Source organism: Stecheria intestinalis (genome assembly GCF_009696165.1).
In the GTDB taxonomy this organism is placed as follows: domain Bacteria; phylum Bacillota_I; class Bacilli_A; order Erysipelotrichales; family Erysipelotrichaceae; genus Bulleidia; species Bulleidia intestinalis.
On the sequence record NZ_VUMN01000028.1, the window covers coordinates 1 to 13,469 of the forward strand.

Here is a 13,469-nt window from a genome sequence, read left to right on the forward strand (position 1 = left end):
CTGGAAAGAAAAAATGTTATGGTCAGATGGCTATTTTGCTGCATCGATAGGACAGGTATCTCAGGAAACCATTGAACACTATATTGAGAATCAGGGCTAAACAACGTAAAACCGCCCCGTAAAGGGGTGTGGCTTCTACCGAATGAAATTTTGTGAAGTGACAGGACGTTCTGACATGCAAGATCACCCCATCGGTCCGGCATTAGCACCTTGCGAAAGAGCAGGTTGCCGTGTGGTCAAAGAGCCGGTCTCTCGCACACTCTCCATAGGCACTTTCATGATAGCATCTCATTGCCCGGATGCAATCCCCGGACAGCATTGTTCAGAAATTGCTCAGGAGAACTTCCTCTGCGGTTTCCGCATCCCGGAATACTTGTGCATGCATGCCGCAGCGGATCGCTGCTTTGCAGTTGATTTCATGGTCATCGAAGAACAGTGTCTCCGAAGGAACCAGAGAATAACGTTCCAGAAGAATCCGGTATATGCGTTCATCTGGTTTATTGATCTTCACTTCGGAAGAAACAACAGCACCATCTGCAAGTGAAAAGAACGAAAGTCTGGAAGAAGTCTCCTGATAAGAATCTGCCGCATAATTGGTCAGAAAATATACCCGATATCCATGTTGCTTCAGCTTCTTCAGAAAAACGACGCTTGCTTCGATCGGCTGAAATAGCAGTTCCATCCAGTTATTCGAAAAGAATGCACGGATCAGCTTCTCATCTTCCGGATGCGCACTGCAGAAAAGAGGCAGTGCCTCTTCCATCGAAGCATATGTTCCCCGGTCCAGTTCTGTCCAGAGGGGATCCAGGAAAACGGAACGGTTCAGCCGCTCTGCGTCTTCCCTGCTGTATCCTGCTCTCATGATGGAGCTGACAGGATGATAAGTGATCAGGACCCCGCCAAGGTCCAGTACGATATTGCGGATCATGGTCCTATTATTGCACAGAAAGCATGTCAGAAGCTTTTTTCTGCGCCAGCAGGTATCATAAGGCGACAGAGGGAAAAGTATATGACGCAGTATCTGAAGCCTGAACGGGAAGAACTTGAATACCGGAAGAAGCTGCTTGGCAGCAGCTGTTCCATGAGCTGGAATCACGGGACTATCTCATTTCCGGAAGAAGAGTGGGATCATTATCTGGATCAGTATGTGAATTCTGACGGAAGCAGCGCGCTTGGAAGATTCATCTACTGCGACCATTGCGGATACTTCACGGGCATCTGCGAATATGAAAGAATCTCAGAAACGAGGTGCCGGATCCGGATTCTCATCCAGAAGGAAGAGCGCATGGAACATTACGGAACCTATGCACTGATTCATCTTGCCAGGGAAGCGAAGGAACATGGATTTGAGACCCTGGAAGCGGCAATCGGGCCGGACAATGCGGAAGGAATCGCCTTTCTCAAGAAGAGAGGATTCTGCCTGGATCATAAGGAATCCGGAATGGAGTACTGGGTTCTTTCCGCACAAGAAGCTTCCTCCCTGCCGGACCCTGAGAAGCGGAAGAGCCGCTGCCGGCTTGGCTGCTGAAAACTGTGTCATTTCTATGGAATAAGTGCATCGATCAGATGTCTGAATTTGACATGTTGTTGCACAAAACCCTATAATGAAGCCGGAAATGAGGTCATTATGGAACTGAAGGATATTCTTCATGATTACAAGCTGAAGAGCGGGGTTTCTGATGCAGAGATTGCCCGGAGATGCAATGTGAACCGCTCGACGGTCAGCCGGTGGGTCAACGGCAGCGTGAAGCATGTATACGGAGATACTCTGAAGACGCTCAGCGAAATGGTCGGCTATAATATCGAACCGGCGATCAAGGGCATGGATATCCGGGTTCAGCTCCCTGTTCTCGGCTATGTCAAGGCTGGATATGACCTGTTTGCGGAAGAAAATTATCTCGGCGAGGAATCGGCCACGATGGAAGATGCGCGGGACGGAGACTTCTATCTGAAGGTGACTGGAGATTCCATGAATGGAGCCGGAATCATGGATGGCTCCCTGGTCCTGGTCAGACAGTGCAGCCGGATCGACAGCGGAAAAATCGGCGTGATCCTGATCGGTGATGAAGTGACGGTTAAGAAGGTCGTCTATAAGGGCAGAGTCATGATCCTCGAAGCGGCCAATCCGGAGGTAGAGAACCGCTATTTTGATGCGAAAGAGATTTCCTCGCTGCCAGTCCGGGTAATCGGACAGGTGATTTCCTGCAAGACTTATTTCTGATGGCATTGTGTTTTCATGGCCGGACCTTTAAGATAATTGAGCTGAGAACAGAAAGGCAGGAACACATAGGCATCTATGTACGATAAGACAAGTGATTTTGATTATGAGCTCCCGAAGGAGCTCATTGCCCAGACTCCTCTGAAGGACCGCAAGACCAGCCGGATGATGGTGGTCCATATGAAGAGCGGAGAACTGGAACATAAGCATTTCTATGACATCGTGGATTATCTCCATGAAGGAGATGTCCTCGTCCGCAATAATACGAGAGTCATCCCGGCCCGTCTCTACGGGATCAAGGAAGAAACCGGGGCACATGTGGAAGTGCTGCTGCTGAGACAGCTTCCGGATGATGTATGGGAATGCCTGCTCGGCAATGCTCATACGGTCAAGCTCGGAACAGTCGTGAGCTTCCATGATGGCAGACTCAAGGCACAGTGCGTCGAAGTCGAGGAACAGGGACTCAGGAAGATGAAGATGATCTATCATGGCATTTTCAATGAGATTCTTGAGGAACTCGGAAATGTTCCTCTGCCCCCATATATCCGGGAAAAGCTGGATGATCCGAATCGCTATCAGACCGTCTATGCCAAAGTAGATGGTTCCGCAGCTGCACCGACAGCCGGGCTGCACTTCACGCCGGAGATCTTCGATCAGCTGCAGCAGAAAGGCGTGACCATCGTCGATGTGACGCTGCACGTCGGTCTTGGCACGTTCAAGCCGATGGACACCGAGAATGTCAAGGATCATGTCATGCACAGCGAAGTATATTACATGTCAGAAGAAGCAGCTTCGATCCTCAATCAGGCCAAAGCAGAAGGAAGAAGAATTGTCGCTGTCGGCACGACTTCGGTCCGTACACTGGAATCCGTGTGGAACCGGTTCGGCAGATTTGAAGCCTGCCATGGCGAGACGAAGCTGTTCATCTATCCTGGCTATGAATGGCATACGATCGATGCGATGCTGACGAACTTCCATCTGCCGAAGTCGACGCTGATCATGATGATCTGCTCGCTGGGCGGCTATGATCTGATCATGCATGCATATCAGGTGGCTGTGCAGGAGAAATACCGGTTCTTCTCGTTCGGAGACTGCATGTTTCTGACCAATGAATAAGGAAGATCTGATCCGTCTCAGAGAGAACCGGAAAAAGCAGCAGCGCACGAACTACTATCTGGTTTCGAAAAAGGAGATCGAAGACATCCGCAAAGAGTACCAGGGGAGAAAGCCTTCGCTCCTTCTGCATGCATGCTGTGCAGTATGCGCATCGTTTCCGATCGAGTTTCTCACTCAGGTCTTTGATGTAACGATCTATTTCAACAACTCGAACATCTGGCCTTCTGCCGAATATGAAAGGCGGCTGGAAGAACTGAAGCGCTATATCAGCGAAACCGGAAATACCGTGAAGCTCATCATCACTCCATACGACAATGAGGCATATACCAGGAGGCTGGAACCGATGAAGGAGGATCCGGAAGGAGCTGGCAGATGTTTCTACTGCTATGCATACCGCATGAATGAAGCATACCGCTATGCTGCGGAGCATCACTTTGACTACTTCACGACGGTCATGTCAATCTCTCGCCAGAAAGACAGCCAGAAGATGAATGAGATCGGAAGATCCCTGTCGCATCGCTATCCTTCGGTCCGCTATTTCTATTCGGACTTCAAGAAAGGCGGGGGTCAGACCCGCCAGCACGAACTGGCTGAAGAGCATCATCTGTATCGCCAGGATTACTGCGGATGCATCTATTCTTATTACAGCCGCCATCCGGAAGAAGCAGAAAAAATAGAATCAGAAGAAGCTCTCTGATTCCAGGCCATGACATTCAGGCAGAGGAAACTCTGCTTTTTCTGTACCTGGTCAGCTCCATGAAAAAAACTGCTTTCGCAGTTTAAGTTCAGCAGCCTTTGCCATCCAGGCTGCAGGCTTTGCCTGGCTGAGCAGTCATGCCGTATTCCTTCAGCACTTCTTCCCAGTCCAGGGTGATCGTTCCGTCTTCTTTCTCGATCGCCGGGATTCCGACAGAACCGCGTTCCTTCACTTCTTCAAACAGCGGCAGATGATCTCTCATCTTCAGAAATGCTTTCAGGTTCGGCATCGACCCGGTGATATCGATGAATTCATACGGGGTGCCTTTCTCATCGAATGCTGCTTTGCATGCCACGCAGTCAGGGCAATGAGGACTTCCGTAAATACGAATCATATCTGATCCCTTCTTTCTGTTTTCTGAATTCTACAGGATTCAGGACAGGAATGCATCAGAAATGAATCAGACAAGACGCTTCTGGTATCCTCCGGTCACATCCGTGCCTTGATGCACGATGATGAAGGCATGAGGATCCAGAGCAAGAATGTCCCGCTTTACATCTTCCGCTTCGCTTTTGGCAACAACGGTAACAAGCACTTCCGTTTCCTTGCCGGTATAGGCGCCCATGCCCTTCCAGCAGGTGACACCGCGCACATACTTCTTCATGATGGTTTCTTTGATCTCCGGATGATGTGTGAAGATCATCAGTTCCAGCTCAATGTTCTGATAATGCCACCGATCAATCGTTGCGGAGAATGCAGCCACAAAGATCGCAGAATACAATGCTGTGCTCAGTTCGAACAGCACTGCACACACCGAATAGAGGCCGACATTGAATAGAATATTCATCAAGCCTACGGAGAAATGCCGTGACTTCATCGTGAGATATACGCCAAGCAGATCCAGGCCGCCGGCACTGCCGCCATTTGTCAGCACGATTCCGCAGCCAGCACCGCCGATCATGCCCGCCAGCAGGATGCAGGCAAGCTTATCATCCAGCAGCGGGGCTGCCGGTGCTTTGACTGCAGACAGCACGAGAGTCTGAACAAAGATGCTGACAGCGGTACCGAATACCATCTTGCGGCTCATGCCCTTCCAGGCAAGCAGAAACAGGGGAATGTTCAGCATCAGGTTGATGAGGCCCGCAACATCGATGCCCGTCACATGCGGAAATGCCAGAGTCCGGATCAGCTGGGCCAGACCGACAACTCCGCCCGCATACAGATTCAGAGGTGTCAGAAACAGATTGACCGCCATGGCATACATCGCAGATCCGGCCACGATCAGAAGGATATTACGGGCAGTCAGAGGCTTCGGAGGAACATATAATTCGTTTGTCATAGTGTTTTCTTCTTCATCAGCAGAATTGCTTTCATCCGCAGGTCCGTCGGAACAATCCGCGTGATCTGGTTCAGAAAGCCCGGAATGATCATACACCGGCTCCCTCGATGTTTGTAAACATATTCTGCAGCCTGTTCTGCACTCATCGCACCGAATGGCTTCTTCCCGCCTGACTTCGGATAAAATGCAGTATCCACCGGTCCCGGACAGTAGCAGTATACCCGGACCCCGGTATGCTTCACTTCTTCTGCTGCTGCCCGCGTATAGTATTCGACAAATACCTTTGACGCATAATAGGAAGCGATATACGGTCCCGGCTGAAATGCGCCGGTACTGGAGATATTGATGATTTCTCCTTTTCCCGAAGCAAGCATGTCTTTCAGAGCGAGCTTTGTCAGTGTCATCAGCGAAGTGTCGTTCAGAATGGTCAGCCGTTCATCTGCTTCAATCGGAATCTCCCAGCTTCTGCCCAGAAACCCTATGCCGGCATTATTGACGAGCACATCAACCTGATAGCCATCTTCTCTGATCTGCCGGTAGAGCTGTTCCGCATTTCCGAGAGCGGAAAGATCTATGGAATATACCGCCGTTTCTGCATGATAGGTATTCTGGAGTTTCTTCGAAGCTTGATTGAGCTTCTCAATATTTCTTGCGGCAAGCAGAATGCGGTAATGATCTTCTGCAAAGCATTCTGCTAAGGCATATCCGATTCCTTCCGAGCCGCCCGTGATCAGAACTGTCTTCATGGCCCTACCTCCTGCTGATCCAGACCTGAGCAGCTTGTGCAAATTCTTCTGCAGCTTTCGAAAGCGGATTGGCATCCGCATGCATCAGAGCAAGATCACGGTATGCGGAAGGCTCCAGCCGGCAGCACGCAATTCCTTTTCCTGTCTGCTTCAGCTCCATCTCTGAGAGCACTCCGCAGCCAATCCCTTCCTGCACCATCGCAATCAGGCTGACTGAATCGGGAACCTGAAATACCGGGACAATCGGTTCACCCCTGAACAGCCCTTCGAGATAATCCGGACTGGTCCGGATCAGAGGAAGCTTCTTCAATGCCGTTCTGCGGATCGTTTCTTCCTTCGTCTTTCCGGCAGGAAGTACTGCCATCAGAAAATCTCTTTTCAGAAACATCGTCTTCAGCCCTGCTTCCGCCGGAAGAGCAGCTATGCAGAGATCTGCACTTCCTTTCTGAACCAGCGCAATGCATTCCTTCCCTGTTCCGGAAAAGAGCTGGAACTGAACCTGCGGATGCGCTCTGGAAAACTGGGAAATGATGCCTGGCAGCCAGCACCTGGTGACTTCCGGCAATGCAGCAAGCCGGATCAGTCCGCTGTTTCCGTGCACCAGTTCCATTGCCCGCTGCTGCAGAGCAGCTTCATCGGTTCGAAGATTGCGGATATACGGCAGAAGAACCTGTCCTTCTGCGGTCAGGCTGATTCCTGATCGATCACGCTTCAGGAGACTGACCTGAAGGCTCTTCTCGAGCATCTGAATCTGATGGGTAATGCCTGACTGCGTATAACCGAGTTCTTCTGCAGCTTTTGTAAAGCTGCCGGTTTCAACGACTTTCAGAAATGCCTGATACTGCGGCAGGTTCATAGTGTTATCCCTTTCATGAAAATTATTGATCGATTCAATCAGAATCATTCATTTGTCTAATTTATCCGGATTCATTATAGTATTGCCAAACAGAAAGGAGAAGAGAGACATGAAACCCATTCTTAAGACATGCACGCAGGCAATCGGAACCCGGGCCCGACGAAGATTCTGTGGTTCTGCTTTGCTCTCTTCCTTTCATCTGCATTCTGAACTTATCTGCTGAACACCAGCATGGAGAAATGATATGAAAAAACATCTGAACCTCGTCTTCCCGCAATGGCAGGGAAACGGACAAGACCTTACCGTATATGACAGCACCTATTATTTCATGAAGAATTATATGGGCAGCCTCGATACCATCACGATTCCGGTAACTACTGATCTGATCAGCCCCGTCAATCATGGCACGAAAGGATACGCCGATATTCTCTTCCAGCATAAGCTTGTCCAGAACAAGCTGGAAAGCATCCGTCCGGATACGATCTTCCTGGTCGGAGGAAGTTCTGATTCGGATCTCGCGTGTGCTGCTTATCTGAATACGCTTTGCCGGAAGGATTTTGCTGAAGTATTCCTGGAATCCCATTCCGGCCTGGATAATCCGAAATATACTGTGTCAGAACTCTATCACGGCATGGCCCTCCGCACCTTATGCGGGCATGGAACCCCGGAGCTCTGGCAGACGCTTCCGTCTGTCCTCAATCCGAATCAGGTGCTGCTCTGCACGACGCGCGGCGTGAATCTCTCAGAGAAACGCTTCATCGATTATCATCACATAGACCACATCCAGTCCCGTACGCTGGAGAAAGATCCCGGGATCGTCGCAGAACTTCTGCGTCAGCGTTCCTTCCGCAATGTATTCCTGCATATCAGTCTGGACTGCCTGGATCCCAATGAATTCCGTCTCACCCAGTATCCTGAAAACAGCGGCATTTCTATTTCTGCGCTGATGGGAATCGTTTCCTCTGTTTCTGCTTCCTGCAATGTTGTCGGCATGAGCATCACGCAGTATACCGGCGGGCCGGATGACCGCGACGAAGAATTCCTGAAAGAGCTAGTGCGCATCGGCAGTTCCCTGTAAGATAAGAAAACCGGATCGCTCCGGTTTTCATTTTGTCCTGATGAGAATAGCGATCAGTTTCTGCTGCAGCCAGCTGTCTGCTCGCCAGCGATCCTGCCATTGACGACGGTGTCGGCAATCGCATTGCCGCCCGTTGCTTTGCCGGATGCGAATAAGTCAAAGATGACATTGCCATCAGTATCGAGTACCTTGGCCTTCGTATTGATCTGGCCTCCGCTCATCGTATGATGCACACTCAGCTTGCGCGGTACCGCAATGAACGGTCCGGTTTCCAGCTTGTCCGAAAAGGTCCTAAGGTCTTGACACAAACAAACGTGTGTGATTTCTGCAAAGATGCGTCTCTGAGCTCTGTTCCAGATACAAAAAAAGCAGTGATCCCTCAGCGGTTCACTGCTTGTGTTTTCTGATTCAGTCTTTTTTCTCAGAATCTGTTTTCTCAAGTTCTTCCAGCTGTGCCTTCAGCAGTTCCACAACCTTGCGGTTGGAATGAACCAGATCCATCACATCCTGCATTCCTTCCACTTCTTTTCCGGAAGTCTTTGCGTCATAGTAGGCTTCGCCAAGCCTTGTATAAGCCTTGGTCAAAGCTCTGGTATGCTCGCCGATCTGCGAACGCAGTTCCATCTTTCTGCGCTCTTTCTTCAGTGCGCCAGTCATATCCTTGGTGCTCTTCGTCACAAAATCAGCCACTTTGTCACTGGATTCATCCACAAACTTGACCCAGTCATCTGTCATCTTCTTGAAATCTTCCATCATATGCTTATTCCTTTCCGGATCTTCTGATGAGATCCTCAATCACTCTTCTGATTTCCTTGCCATCTGCCTCTGCCTGGCTGCAGAGATCTGCAATTCCGCTGATTACGACTTTGGAGAAATACTCTGCATTGTCCACATGAAGCTTGTGCAGACGGTTGCCTTCTTCCAGAAGGTCCTGCAATGCTTTTGAGGCTGTTTCCTTGGCTTCATCGAGACTTCTGGAACTCAGAATCGAAAGATCGATATCCTTGCTGGCCCCCTGAAGGTTCTCGCACATCTGCCGGAAGGAAGCGATCGTATTGTCCAGAAACTGGTCCAGACGCTCCTCGAAGCAGTCTTCCTTGGAAAGATTCTTCCTGATGGATTGCCGGAAGCTTTCGTTGTATTTCTCGCTGATCGCATCAATCACATCATCTTTAGACTTGAAGTAATAGTAGAACAAGCCCTTGGCTACATTCATCTCGCTGACGATCGCATTGATGGTAGTCCCCATGACTCCATTCTTCTTGAACAGACGTTCGGCAGCGTCAATGAATTCTTCTCTGCGGTCTTCATTCTCATGGTTCTCTTTTTCTTCCATCCAGATACCTCCCGCATCGTAACTATATTTCCTGACTGACCGACAGTCAACAGGAAAGAAGAACTATGTGATACTTCACACGATTATGTGATAACCTTGAAGGCATGAAACTGATCTGTCCGATCTGCAGAGCTGCCCTTCACCAGGAAGGAAACTCTCTCTGCTGTGCAAACCATCACTGTTTCGATATCGCCCGGCAGGGCTATGTCAACCTGGATCCCGCCTACCGGAAAGAACGCGGAGACAATAGGGAAATGGTTCTGGCAAGAACTTCATTTCTTTCTTCCGGAGCATATTCTTTTCTGAAAAATGAGCTCTCGGAAATGATCCGGGAACGGTCTCCGGAGGTGCTGGCAGATCTTGGCTGCGGGGAGGGCTACTATACGAGTTCTTTTCCAGCCCCGGAGAAGTACGGGTTTGATCTGTCCAGAGATGCCCTGAAGCATGCCGCGAAACACGATTCTTCCACCCGGTATGTGATTTCCAGCATCTTTCATCTGCCGCTGGCAGAGGAATCCTGTGATCTCGCAATTACCTGCTTTGCACCAGCCGCAGAAGAAGAGATCGTACGGATCCTGAAACCAGGAGGATATTTTCTGTATGTGATCCCTGGAAGAACTCATCTTCAGGAACTTAAGAAAATACTCTATGAACACCCGTATGAGAATGAAGAAGCACCTCTTAAAACGCAGATGAAGCTGATCCGTGAACAGCATCTCAGCAATCATTTTGAAGCAGACCAGGAGATGCTGAAAAATCTGTTTCAGATGACTCCGTATGCTTACCGGACTGGCGAAGCCGNAAAGAAGAAGCTGGAAGCAGTTTCCTTCCTGACCTGCACTGCAGAGTTCGTGATCCGCTGCTACCAGAAGAATTCGTAGGATAGAAAAAGAACCTGCCGCAAATACAGGTTCATTTTCTAATAGGAGGGAAAGAAATTTACTGTCAGCTCATCACTAACACTGACATCTTATCCTCCGATCGTGTGATTTTTGTGCAAGAATTGTGTCAATTCTGTGAAAACTGCTCACTTTCTGACATATCCGGAGCGGATCGCTTCTGCTTTGACGGCATTGGCGACAGTCGGCACGACTCTCTCATCAAATGCTGAGACAATCACATGATCCGTGGAAAGCTCTTCCTCAGAGACCAGCGACGCAATGCCTTTAGCCGCAGAAATCTTCATGCCTTCGGTGATCCGAGTTGCCTTGGAATCCAGGGCGCCGCGGAACAGGCCAGGGAAAGCAAGCAGGTTATTGACCTGATTCGGATAGTCGGAACGTCCCGTTCCGATGATCCATGCACCGGCAGCCTTGGCTTCCTCATACGTGATTTCGGGTTCCGGATTTGCCATCGGGAAGACGATGTTCTGCGGGTTCATGGAAGCGACCATCTCGCGGGTAACCAGATGCGGGGCACTGACTCCGACGAAGATATCGGCACCTTTCATCGCCTCTGAGAGACTTGCATAGTGCTGATGGTCGAGGTTTACATACTGCAGCAGCTCTTTCTTCAGACTGTTGTAGTTCTCAGCATGATCCGGGTCGACGCATCCATCCACATCGAATGCATAGATATGATGGAACCCGTACTGATACAGCATCCGGATGATCGAAGAACCGGCCGCTCCGCAGCCGCTGATGACAACCTTCTGATCTTCCGGCTTTGCTTTCTTCAGCCGCATGCAGTTAATCAGAGCCGAAAGCACGACAATCGCAGTGCCATGCTGGTCGTCGTGGAAGACCGGAATCGGGCATTCCTCAATCAGGCGGCGCTCAATCTCCACGCAGCGCGGAGCGCTGATGTCTTCCAGGTTGATTGCTCCGAAACCCGGCGCAATTGCTTTGCAGATGGCTACGATTTCATCCGGATCCTTGGTATCCAGGCAGATCGGCCAGGCATCGATGCCGGCAAACCGCTTCATCAGAAGTGCTTTGCCTTCCATGACCGGAAGGCCTGCCGCCGGGCCGATATCGCCGAGGCCAAGCACTGCAGTTCCATCAGTCACAACCGCAACCGTATTGCCGCGATCGGTATAGAGGTAGGATTTCTCCGGATCTTTCTGGATTTCCAGGCATGGCTGGGCAACACCAGGCGTGTAGGCAATGCTCAGATCCTGAGCATTCTCACACGGAACTTTCGGTTCCACAGACAATTTTCCATGATGTGCTGCATGCAGTTTCAGAGCTTCTTCATAGTAATTCATAGGTTTCCTTCTTCCATTCTGTATCATCGATGCATCTGATCCCATGTTCCTTCAGCATCTGTGCAAATATGCCATCTCCGGGAATTCTTGTATGCGAAAATGATCCATCATAAATGCCATTGCAGCCGCAGCTCGGGCTCGAGGACTTCAGAATAGCCTTCGTGCATCCATGTTTCAGACAGATCTCCAAGGCCTTTTCTGCCCCGGTCTGGTATTCCTGTGTCACATCAATTCCAGCAGTATTGCGCACATGTCCGTCTTTCTGAATCTCCGCACAAAGCCTCGGTGTCGGCAATCCGCCCAGTTCTTCCGGGCATACCGGAACTGCTTCTCCTTTTTCTACCAGCTCCCGGATTCCTTCGATCTCATGGCTTTTTCCATCATACCTGCAGCTGCAGCCCGCCAGGCAAGCGCTAACGCAGATCATAGATATCTTTCCCATCTGCATCCACTCCTACGAAGCATGGGAAGTCTTTCACCGTGAGCTTCACAATCGCTTCTGCCAGCAGATCCGCAAATGCGACTGGTTCTGAGGCGATAACCGAATGGCTGAGCAAGGCTCCGGCGCCCCCGCAGGCGACGAAGTAGACGGCATGATGAGTCTTGATTGCGTCTTTCACGGTTTCGCTGCGCCGGCCTTTTCCGATCATGATCTTCAGTCCATGATCAAGCAGTTCCGGCGTATAGGCATCCATGCGAGAGCTGGTTGTCGGCCCGCAGGAACCAATCGGCTGACCAGGCTTTGCCGGAGTCGGACCGGCATAATAGATGGCTGCGCCATTGAGATCCAGCGGCAGTTCTTTTCCTTCCTGAATCAGATGATGGAGACGCTTATGAGCCGCATCACGGGCAGTATAGATCACCCCGCTCAGCTCCACCGCATCTCCGGCATGCAGAGAAGAAATCTCTTCTTCAGATAATGGCAAAGTCAGCTTTCTCATAGTCGGATCTCCGTATGCCGGCAAGCATGGCAGCAGATATTCACAGCACATGGCAGCCCTGCAATATGCGTCGGGTATTCGAGAATCTGAATCTTCAGAGCAGTCGTATTGCCATGCAGTCCCATCGGGCCGATCTTCAGTTTCTGAGCTTCTTCCAGAAGTTCTTTCTCCAGTTCTGCATAGCGAGGATCCGGATTGGATTCTGTGAGCGGTCTCAGCAATGCTTTCTTCGAAAGTTCGGCAGCGTAGTCGAAGGTTCCGCCGATGCCGACACCGACAATCATCGGCGGGCACGCATTCGGACCAGCCAGGCGGATCGTTTCCAGCACGAACTGCTTTACCCCTTCCAGGCCTTCTGCTGGTTTCAGCATCCGGATCCGGCTCATATTCTCAGAGCCGAATCCCTTTGCCATCAGTTCCAGTGTCACTTCATTGCCCGGAACCAGTTCGGTATAGATGAGTGCCGGAGTGTTGGTTCCGGTATTTCTGCGGTCAAACAGCGGATCCGAAACCACCGAAGCACGCAGATAGGCTTCGGTGTATCCCTCGGCAACGCCTTGCTGGATCGCTTCCTGCAGACTTCCGTTGATGAAGTGCACTTCCTGTCCGGCTTTCACCCAGACAATGGCCATGCCGGTATCCTGGCAGATCGGAATGTTCTCATTCTCAGCAATACGGGCATTATCCATCAGCATGTCCATTGCAAACCGGGATCGTTCGTCGGTTTCGTTCTGGGCGCCCTGCTTCAGGGCTTTCAGAATATCCGGAGAATAATGCACGGCAATGGTTCCGCATGCTTTTTTCAGCGCAGCGCGAATTTCTGCGACATCCAGTTCTCTCATTGCCTGTATTCTAACATCTGCTAAGCAGGTTTTTGCAGGCAATTCGCTCAATTGCTCTTGCACTCTATGCATATGAGTGCTAAACTTCTTTAGC

The 13,469-nt window shown here is 50.4% G+C and carries 19 protein-coding genes and 1 riboswitch; of the genes, 7 read left to right on the top strand and 12 right to left on the bottom strand.

What is annotated here, in order from left to right:
* Window positions 1-100 (top strand): transposase (locus tag FYJ51_RS10525; protein ID WP_205946303.1); only part of this gene is annotated, 100 nt, incomplete at its 5' end.
* Between the two features lie 85 nt (window positions 101-185).
* Window positions 186-272, bottom strand: a riboswitch (SAM riboswitch).
* A 50-nt stretch (window positions 273-322) separates the two neighbouring features.
* On the opposite strand, the gene FYJ51_RS10530 is transcribed toward FYJ51_RS10525, so the two are convergent.
* Complete coding sequence (locus FYJ51_RS10530) at window positions 323-928, bottom strand: HAD family hydrolase (protein ID WP_105303261.1); 606 nt, start codon at window positions 926-928, stop codon at window positions 323-325.
* A gap of 81 nt (window positions 929-1,009) precedes the next feature.
* Here FYJ51_RS10530 and FYJ51_RS13585 point away from each other — a divergent pair, with 81 nt between their 5' ends.
* The 4 genes from FYJ51_RS13585 to FYJ51_RS10550 all read left to right on the top strand — a co-directional run bounded on the left by FYJ51_RS13585 (window position 1,010) and on the right by FYJ51_RS10550 (window position 4,031).
* Window positions 1,010-1,528, top strand: coding sequence for a GNAT family N-acetyltransferase (locus FYJ51_RS13585; protein ID WP_205946301.1), 519 nt, complete (start codon window positions 1,010-1,012; stop codon window positions 1,526-1,528).
* A 99-nt stretch (window positions 1,529-1,627) separates the two neighbouring features.
* Window positions 1,628-2,221, top strand: coding sequence for a LexA family protein (locus FYJ51_RS10540; protein WP_105303259.1), 594 nt, complete (start codon window positions 1,628-1,630; stop codon window positions 2,219-2,221).
* 75 nt (window positions 2,222-2,296) lie between these two features.
* A complete protein-coding gene (gene queA / locus FYJ51_RS10545) occupies window positions 2,297-3,334 on the top strand; it encodes a tRNA preQ1(34) S-adenosylmethionine ribosyltransferase-isomerase QueA (protein WP_105303258.1) in 1,038 nt (345 codons plus the stop codon).
* The gene (locus tag FYJ51_RS10550; protein ID WP_105303257.1) at window positions 3,327-4,031 is read left to right on the top strand and encodes an epoxyqueuosine reductase QueH; all 705 of its coding nucleotides are present in this window, start codon (window positions 3,327-3,329) and stop codon (window positions 4,029-4,031) included. Before queA ends, FYJ51_RS10550 begins: the two co-directional genes overlap by 8 nt.
* Before the next feature lie 88 nt (window positions 4,032-4,119).
* Here the strand turns inward: FYJ51_RS10550 and FYJ51_RS10555 are convergent, their stop codons facing one another.
* The 4 genes from FYJ51_RS10555 to FYJ51_RS10570 all read right to left on the bottom strand — a co-directional run bounded on the left by FYJ51_RS10555 (window position 4,120) and on the right by FYJ51_RS10570 (window position 6,972).
* Window positions 4,120-4,425 carry a glutaredoxin domain-containing protein gene (locus tag FYJ51_RS10555; RefSeq protein ID WP_105303256.1) on the bottom strand — a complete coding sequence of 102 codons (306 nt, stop codon included), beginning with the start codon at window positions 4,423-4,425 and terminating at the stop codon, window positions 4,120-4,122.
* A 66-nt stretch (window positions 4,426-4,491) separates the two neighbouring features.
* Window positions 4,492-5,370 carry a YitT family protein gene (locus tag FYJ51_RS10560; RefSeq protein ID WP_154505535.1) on the bottom strand — a complete coding sequence of 293 codons (879 nt, stop codon included), beginning with the start codon at window positions 5,368-5,370 and terminating at the stop codon, window positions 4,492-4,494.
* Window positions 5,367-6,116, bottom strand: coding sequence for an SDR family NAD(P)-dependent oxidoreductase (locus FYJ51_RS10565; protein ID WP_167836470.1), 750 nt, complete (start codon window positions 6,114-6,116; stop codon window positions 5,367-5,369). The genes FYJ51_RS10560 and FYJ51_RS10565 overlap by 4 nt, the downstream gene beginning before the upstream one ends.
* 4 nt (window positions 6,117-6,120) lie before the next feature.
* Window positions 6,121-6,972 (bottom strand): LysR family transcriptional regulator, encoded by an 852-nt coding sequence (locus FYJ51_RS10570; protein ID WP_167836469.1) that lies wholly within the window; start codon window positions 6,970-6,972, stop codon window positions 6,121-6,123.
* 244 nt (window positions 6,973-7,216) lie between these two features.
* Between FYJ51_RS10570 and FYJ51_RS10575 the strand changes: the two genes are divergently transcribed.
* A complete protein-coding gene (locus FYJ51_RS10575; RefSeq protein ID WP_105303252.1) occupies window positions 7,217-8,050 on the top strand; it encodes an arginase family protein in 834 nt (277 codons plus the stop codon).
* 53 nt (window positions 8,051-8,103) lie between these two features.
* Here the strand turns inward: FYJ51_RS10575 and FYJ51_RS10580 are convergent, their stop codons facing one another.
* The 3 genes from FYJ51_RS10580 to FYJ51_RS10590 form a co-directional block, all read right to left on the bottom strand.
* A complete protein-coding gene (locus FYJ51_RS10580; RefSeq protein ID WP_105303251.1) occupies window positions 8,104-8,358 on the bottom strand; it encodes an FAD-binding protein in 255 nt (84 codons plus the stop codon).
* A gap of 100 nt (window positions 8,359-8,458) precedes the next feature.
* Window positions 8,459-8,806, bottom strand: coding sequence for a hypothetical protein (locus FYJ51_RS10585; protein WP_105303250.1), 348 nt, complete (start codon window positions 8,804-8,806; stop codon window positions 8,459-8,461).
* 4 nt (window positions 8,807-8,810) lie between these two features.
* On the bottom strand, window positions 8,811-9,386 hold the full coding sequence (locus FYJ51_RS10590; protein ID WP_105303249.1) for a TetR/AcrR family transcriptional regulator: 576 nt from the start codon (window positions 9,384-9,386) through the stop codon (window positions 8,811-8,813).
* Between the two features lie 104 nt (window positions 9,387-9,490).
* On the opposite strand from FYJ51_RS10590, the gene FYJ51_RS10595 reads away from it, so the two are divergent.
* Window positions 9,491-10,267 carry a putative RNA methyltransferase gene (locus tag FYJ51_RS10595; RefSeq protein WP_154505537.1) on the top strand — a complete coding sequence of 259 codons (777 nt, stop codon included), beginning with the start codon at window positions 9,491-9,493 and terminating at the stop codon, window positions 10,265-10,267.
* 146 nt (window positions 10,268-10,413) lie between these two features.
* Here the strand turns inward: FYJ51_RS10595 and FYJ51_RS10600 are convergent, their stop codons facing one another.
* The 4 genes from FYJ51_RS10600 to FYJ51_RS10615 are packed head-to-tail and all read right to left on the bottom strand — an operon-like array spanning window position 10,414 to window position 13,375.
* Window positions 10,414-11,592, bottom strand: coding sequence for an NAD(P)-dependent malic enzyme (locus FYJ51_RS10600; protein ID WP_105303247.1), 1,179 nt, complete (start codon window positions 11,590-11,592; stop codon window positions 10,414-10,416).
* The gene (locus FYJ51_RS10605; protein WP_235897281.1) at window positions 11,579-12,034 is read right to left on the bottom strand and encodes a DUF523 domain-containing protein; all 456 of its coding nucleotides are present in this window, start codon (window positions 12,032-12,034) and stop codon (window positions 11,579-11,581) included. Before FYJ51_RS10605 ends, FYJ51_RS10600 begins: the two co-directional genes overlap by 14 nt.
* Window positions 12,006-12,533: a Fe-S-containing hydro-lyase gene (locus FYJ51_RS10610; protein ID WP_105303245.1), complete on the bottom strand. Its 528-nt coding sequence runs from the start codon at window positions 12,531-12,533 to the stop codon at window positions 12,006-12,008. The genes FYJ51_RS10605 and FYJ51_RS10610 overlap by 29 nt, the downstream gene beginning before the upstream one ends.
* Entirely contained in the window at window positions 12,530-13,375 is an 846-nt protein-coding gene (locus FYJ51_RS10615) for a fumarate hydratase (protein WP_154505539.1), read from the bottom strand. Before FYJ51_RS10615 ends, FYJ51_RS10610 begins: the two co-directional genes overlap by 4 nt.
* Window positions 13,376-13,469: the final 94 nt, after the last annotated feature.

What these genes read in the sequence shown, in the direction of transcription:
- FYJ51_RS10530 (WP_105303261.1), bottom strand. Translation starts at nt 928, where the DNA reads ATGATCCGCAATATCGTACTGGACCTTGGCGGGGTCCTGATCACTTAT.
- FYJ51_RS13585 (WP_205946301.1), top strand. Translation starts at nt 1,010, where the DNA reads ATGACGCAGTATCTGAAGCCTGAACGGGAAGAACTTGAATACCGGAAG.
- FYJ51_RS10540 (WP_105303259.1), top strand. Translation starts at nt 1,628, where the DNA reads ATGGAACTGAAGGATATTCTTCATGATTACAAGCTGAAGAGCGGGGTT.
- queA (WP_105303258.1), top strand. Translation starts at nt 2,297, where the DNA reads ATGTACGATAAGACAAGTGATTTTGATTATGAGCTCCCGAAGGAGCTC.
- FYJ51_RS10550 (WP_105303257.1), top strand. Translation starts at nt 3,327, where the DNA reads ATGAATAAGGAAGATCTGATCCGTCTCAGAGAGAACCGGAAAAAGCAG.
- FYJ51_RS10555 (WP_105303256.1), bottom strand. Translation starts at nt 4,425, where the DNA reads ATGATTCGTATTTACGGAAGTCCTCATTGCCCTGACTGCGTGGCATGC.
- FYJ51_RS10560 (WP_154505535.1), bottom strand. Translation starts at nt 5,370, where the DNA reads ATGACAAACGAATTATATGTTCCTCCGAAGCCTCTGACTGCCCGTAAT.
- FYJ51_RS10565 (WP_167836470.1), bottom strand. Translation starts at nt 6,116, where the DNA reads ATGAAGACAGTTCTGATCACGGGCGGCTCGGAAGGAATCGGATATGCC.
- FYJ51_RS10570 (WP_167836469.1), bottom strand. Translation starts at nt 6,972, where the DNA reads ATGAACCTGCCGCAGTATCAGGCATTTCTGAAAGTCGTTGAAACCGGC.
- FYJ51_RS10575 (WP_105303252.1), top strand. Translation starts at nt 7,217, where the DNA reads ATGAAAAAACATCTGAACCTCGTCTTCCCGCAATGGCAGGGAAACGGA.
- FYJ51_RS10585 (WP_105303250.1), bottom strand. Translation starts at nt 8,806, where the DNA reads ATGATGGAAGATTTCAAGAAGATGACAGATGACTGGGTCAAGTTTGTG.
- FYJ51_RS10590 (WP_105303249.1), bottom strand. Translation starts at nt 9,386, where the DNA reads ATGGAAGAAAAAGAGAACCATGAGAATGAAGACCGCAGAGAAGAATTC.
- FYJ51_RS10600 (WP_105303247.1), bottom strand. Translation starts at nt 11,592, where the DNA reads ATGAATTACTATGAAGAAGCTCTGAAACTGCATGCAGCACATCATGGA.
- FYJ51_RS10605 (WP_235897281.1), bottom strand. Translation starts at nt 12,034, where the DNA reads ATGGGAAAGATATCTATGATCTGCGTTAGCGCTTGCCTGGCGGGCTGC.
- FYJ51_RS10610 (WP_105303245.1), bottom strand. Translation starts at nt 12,533, where the DNA reads ATGAGAAAGCTGACTTTGCCATTATCTGAAGAAGAGATTTCTTCTCTG.
- FYJ51_RS10615 (WP_154505539.1), bottom strand. Translation starts at nt 13,375, where the DNA reads ATGAGAGAACTGGATGTCGCAGAAATTCGCGCTGCGCTGAAAAAAGCA.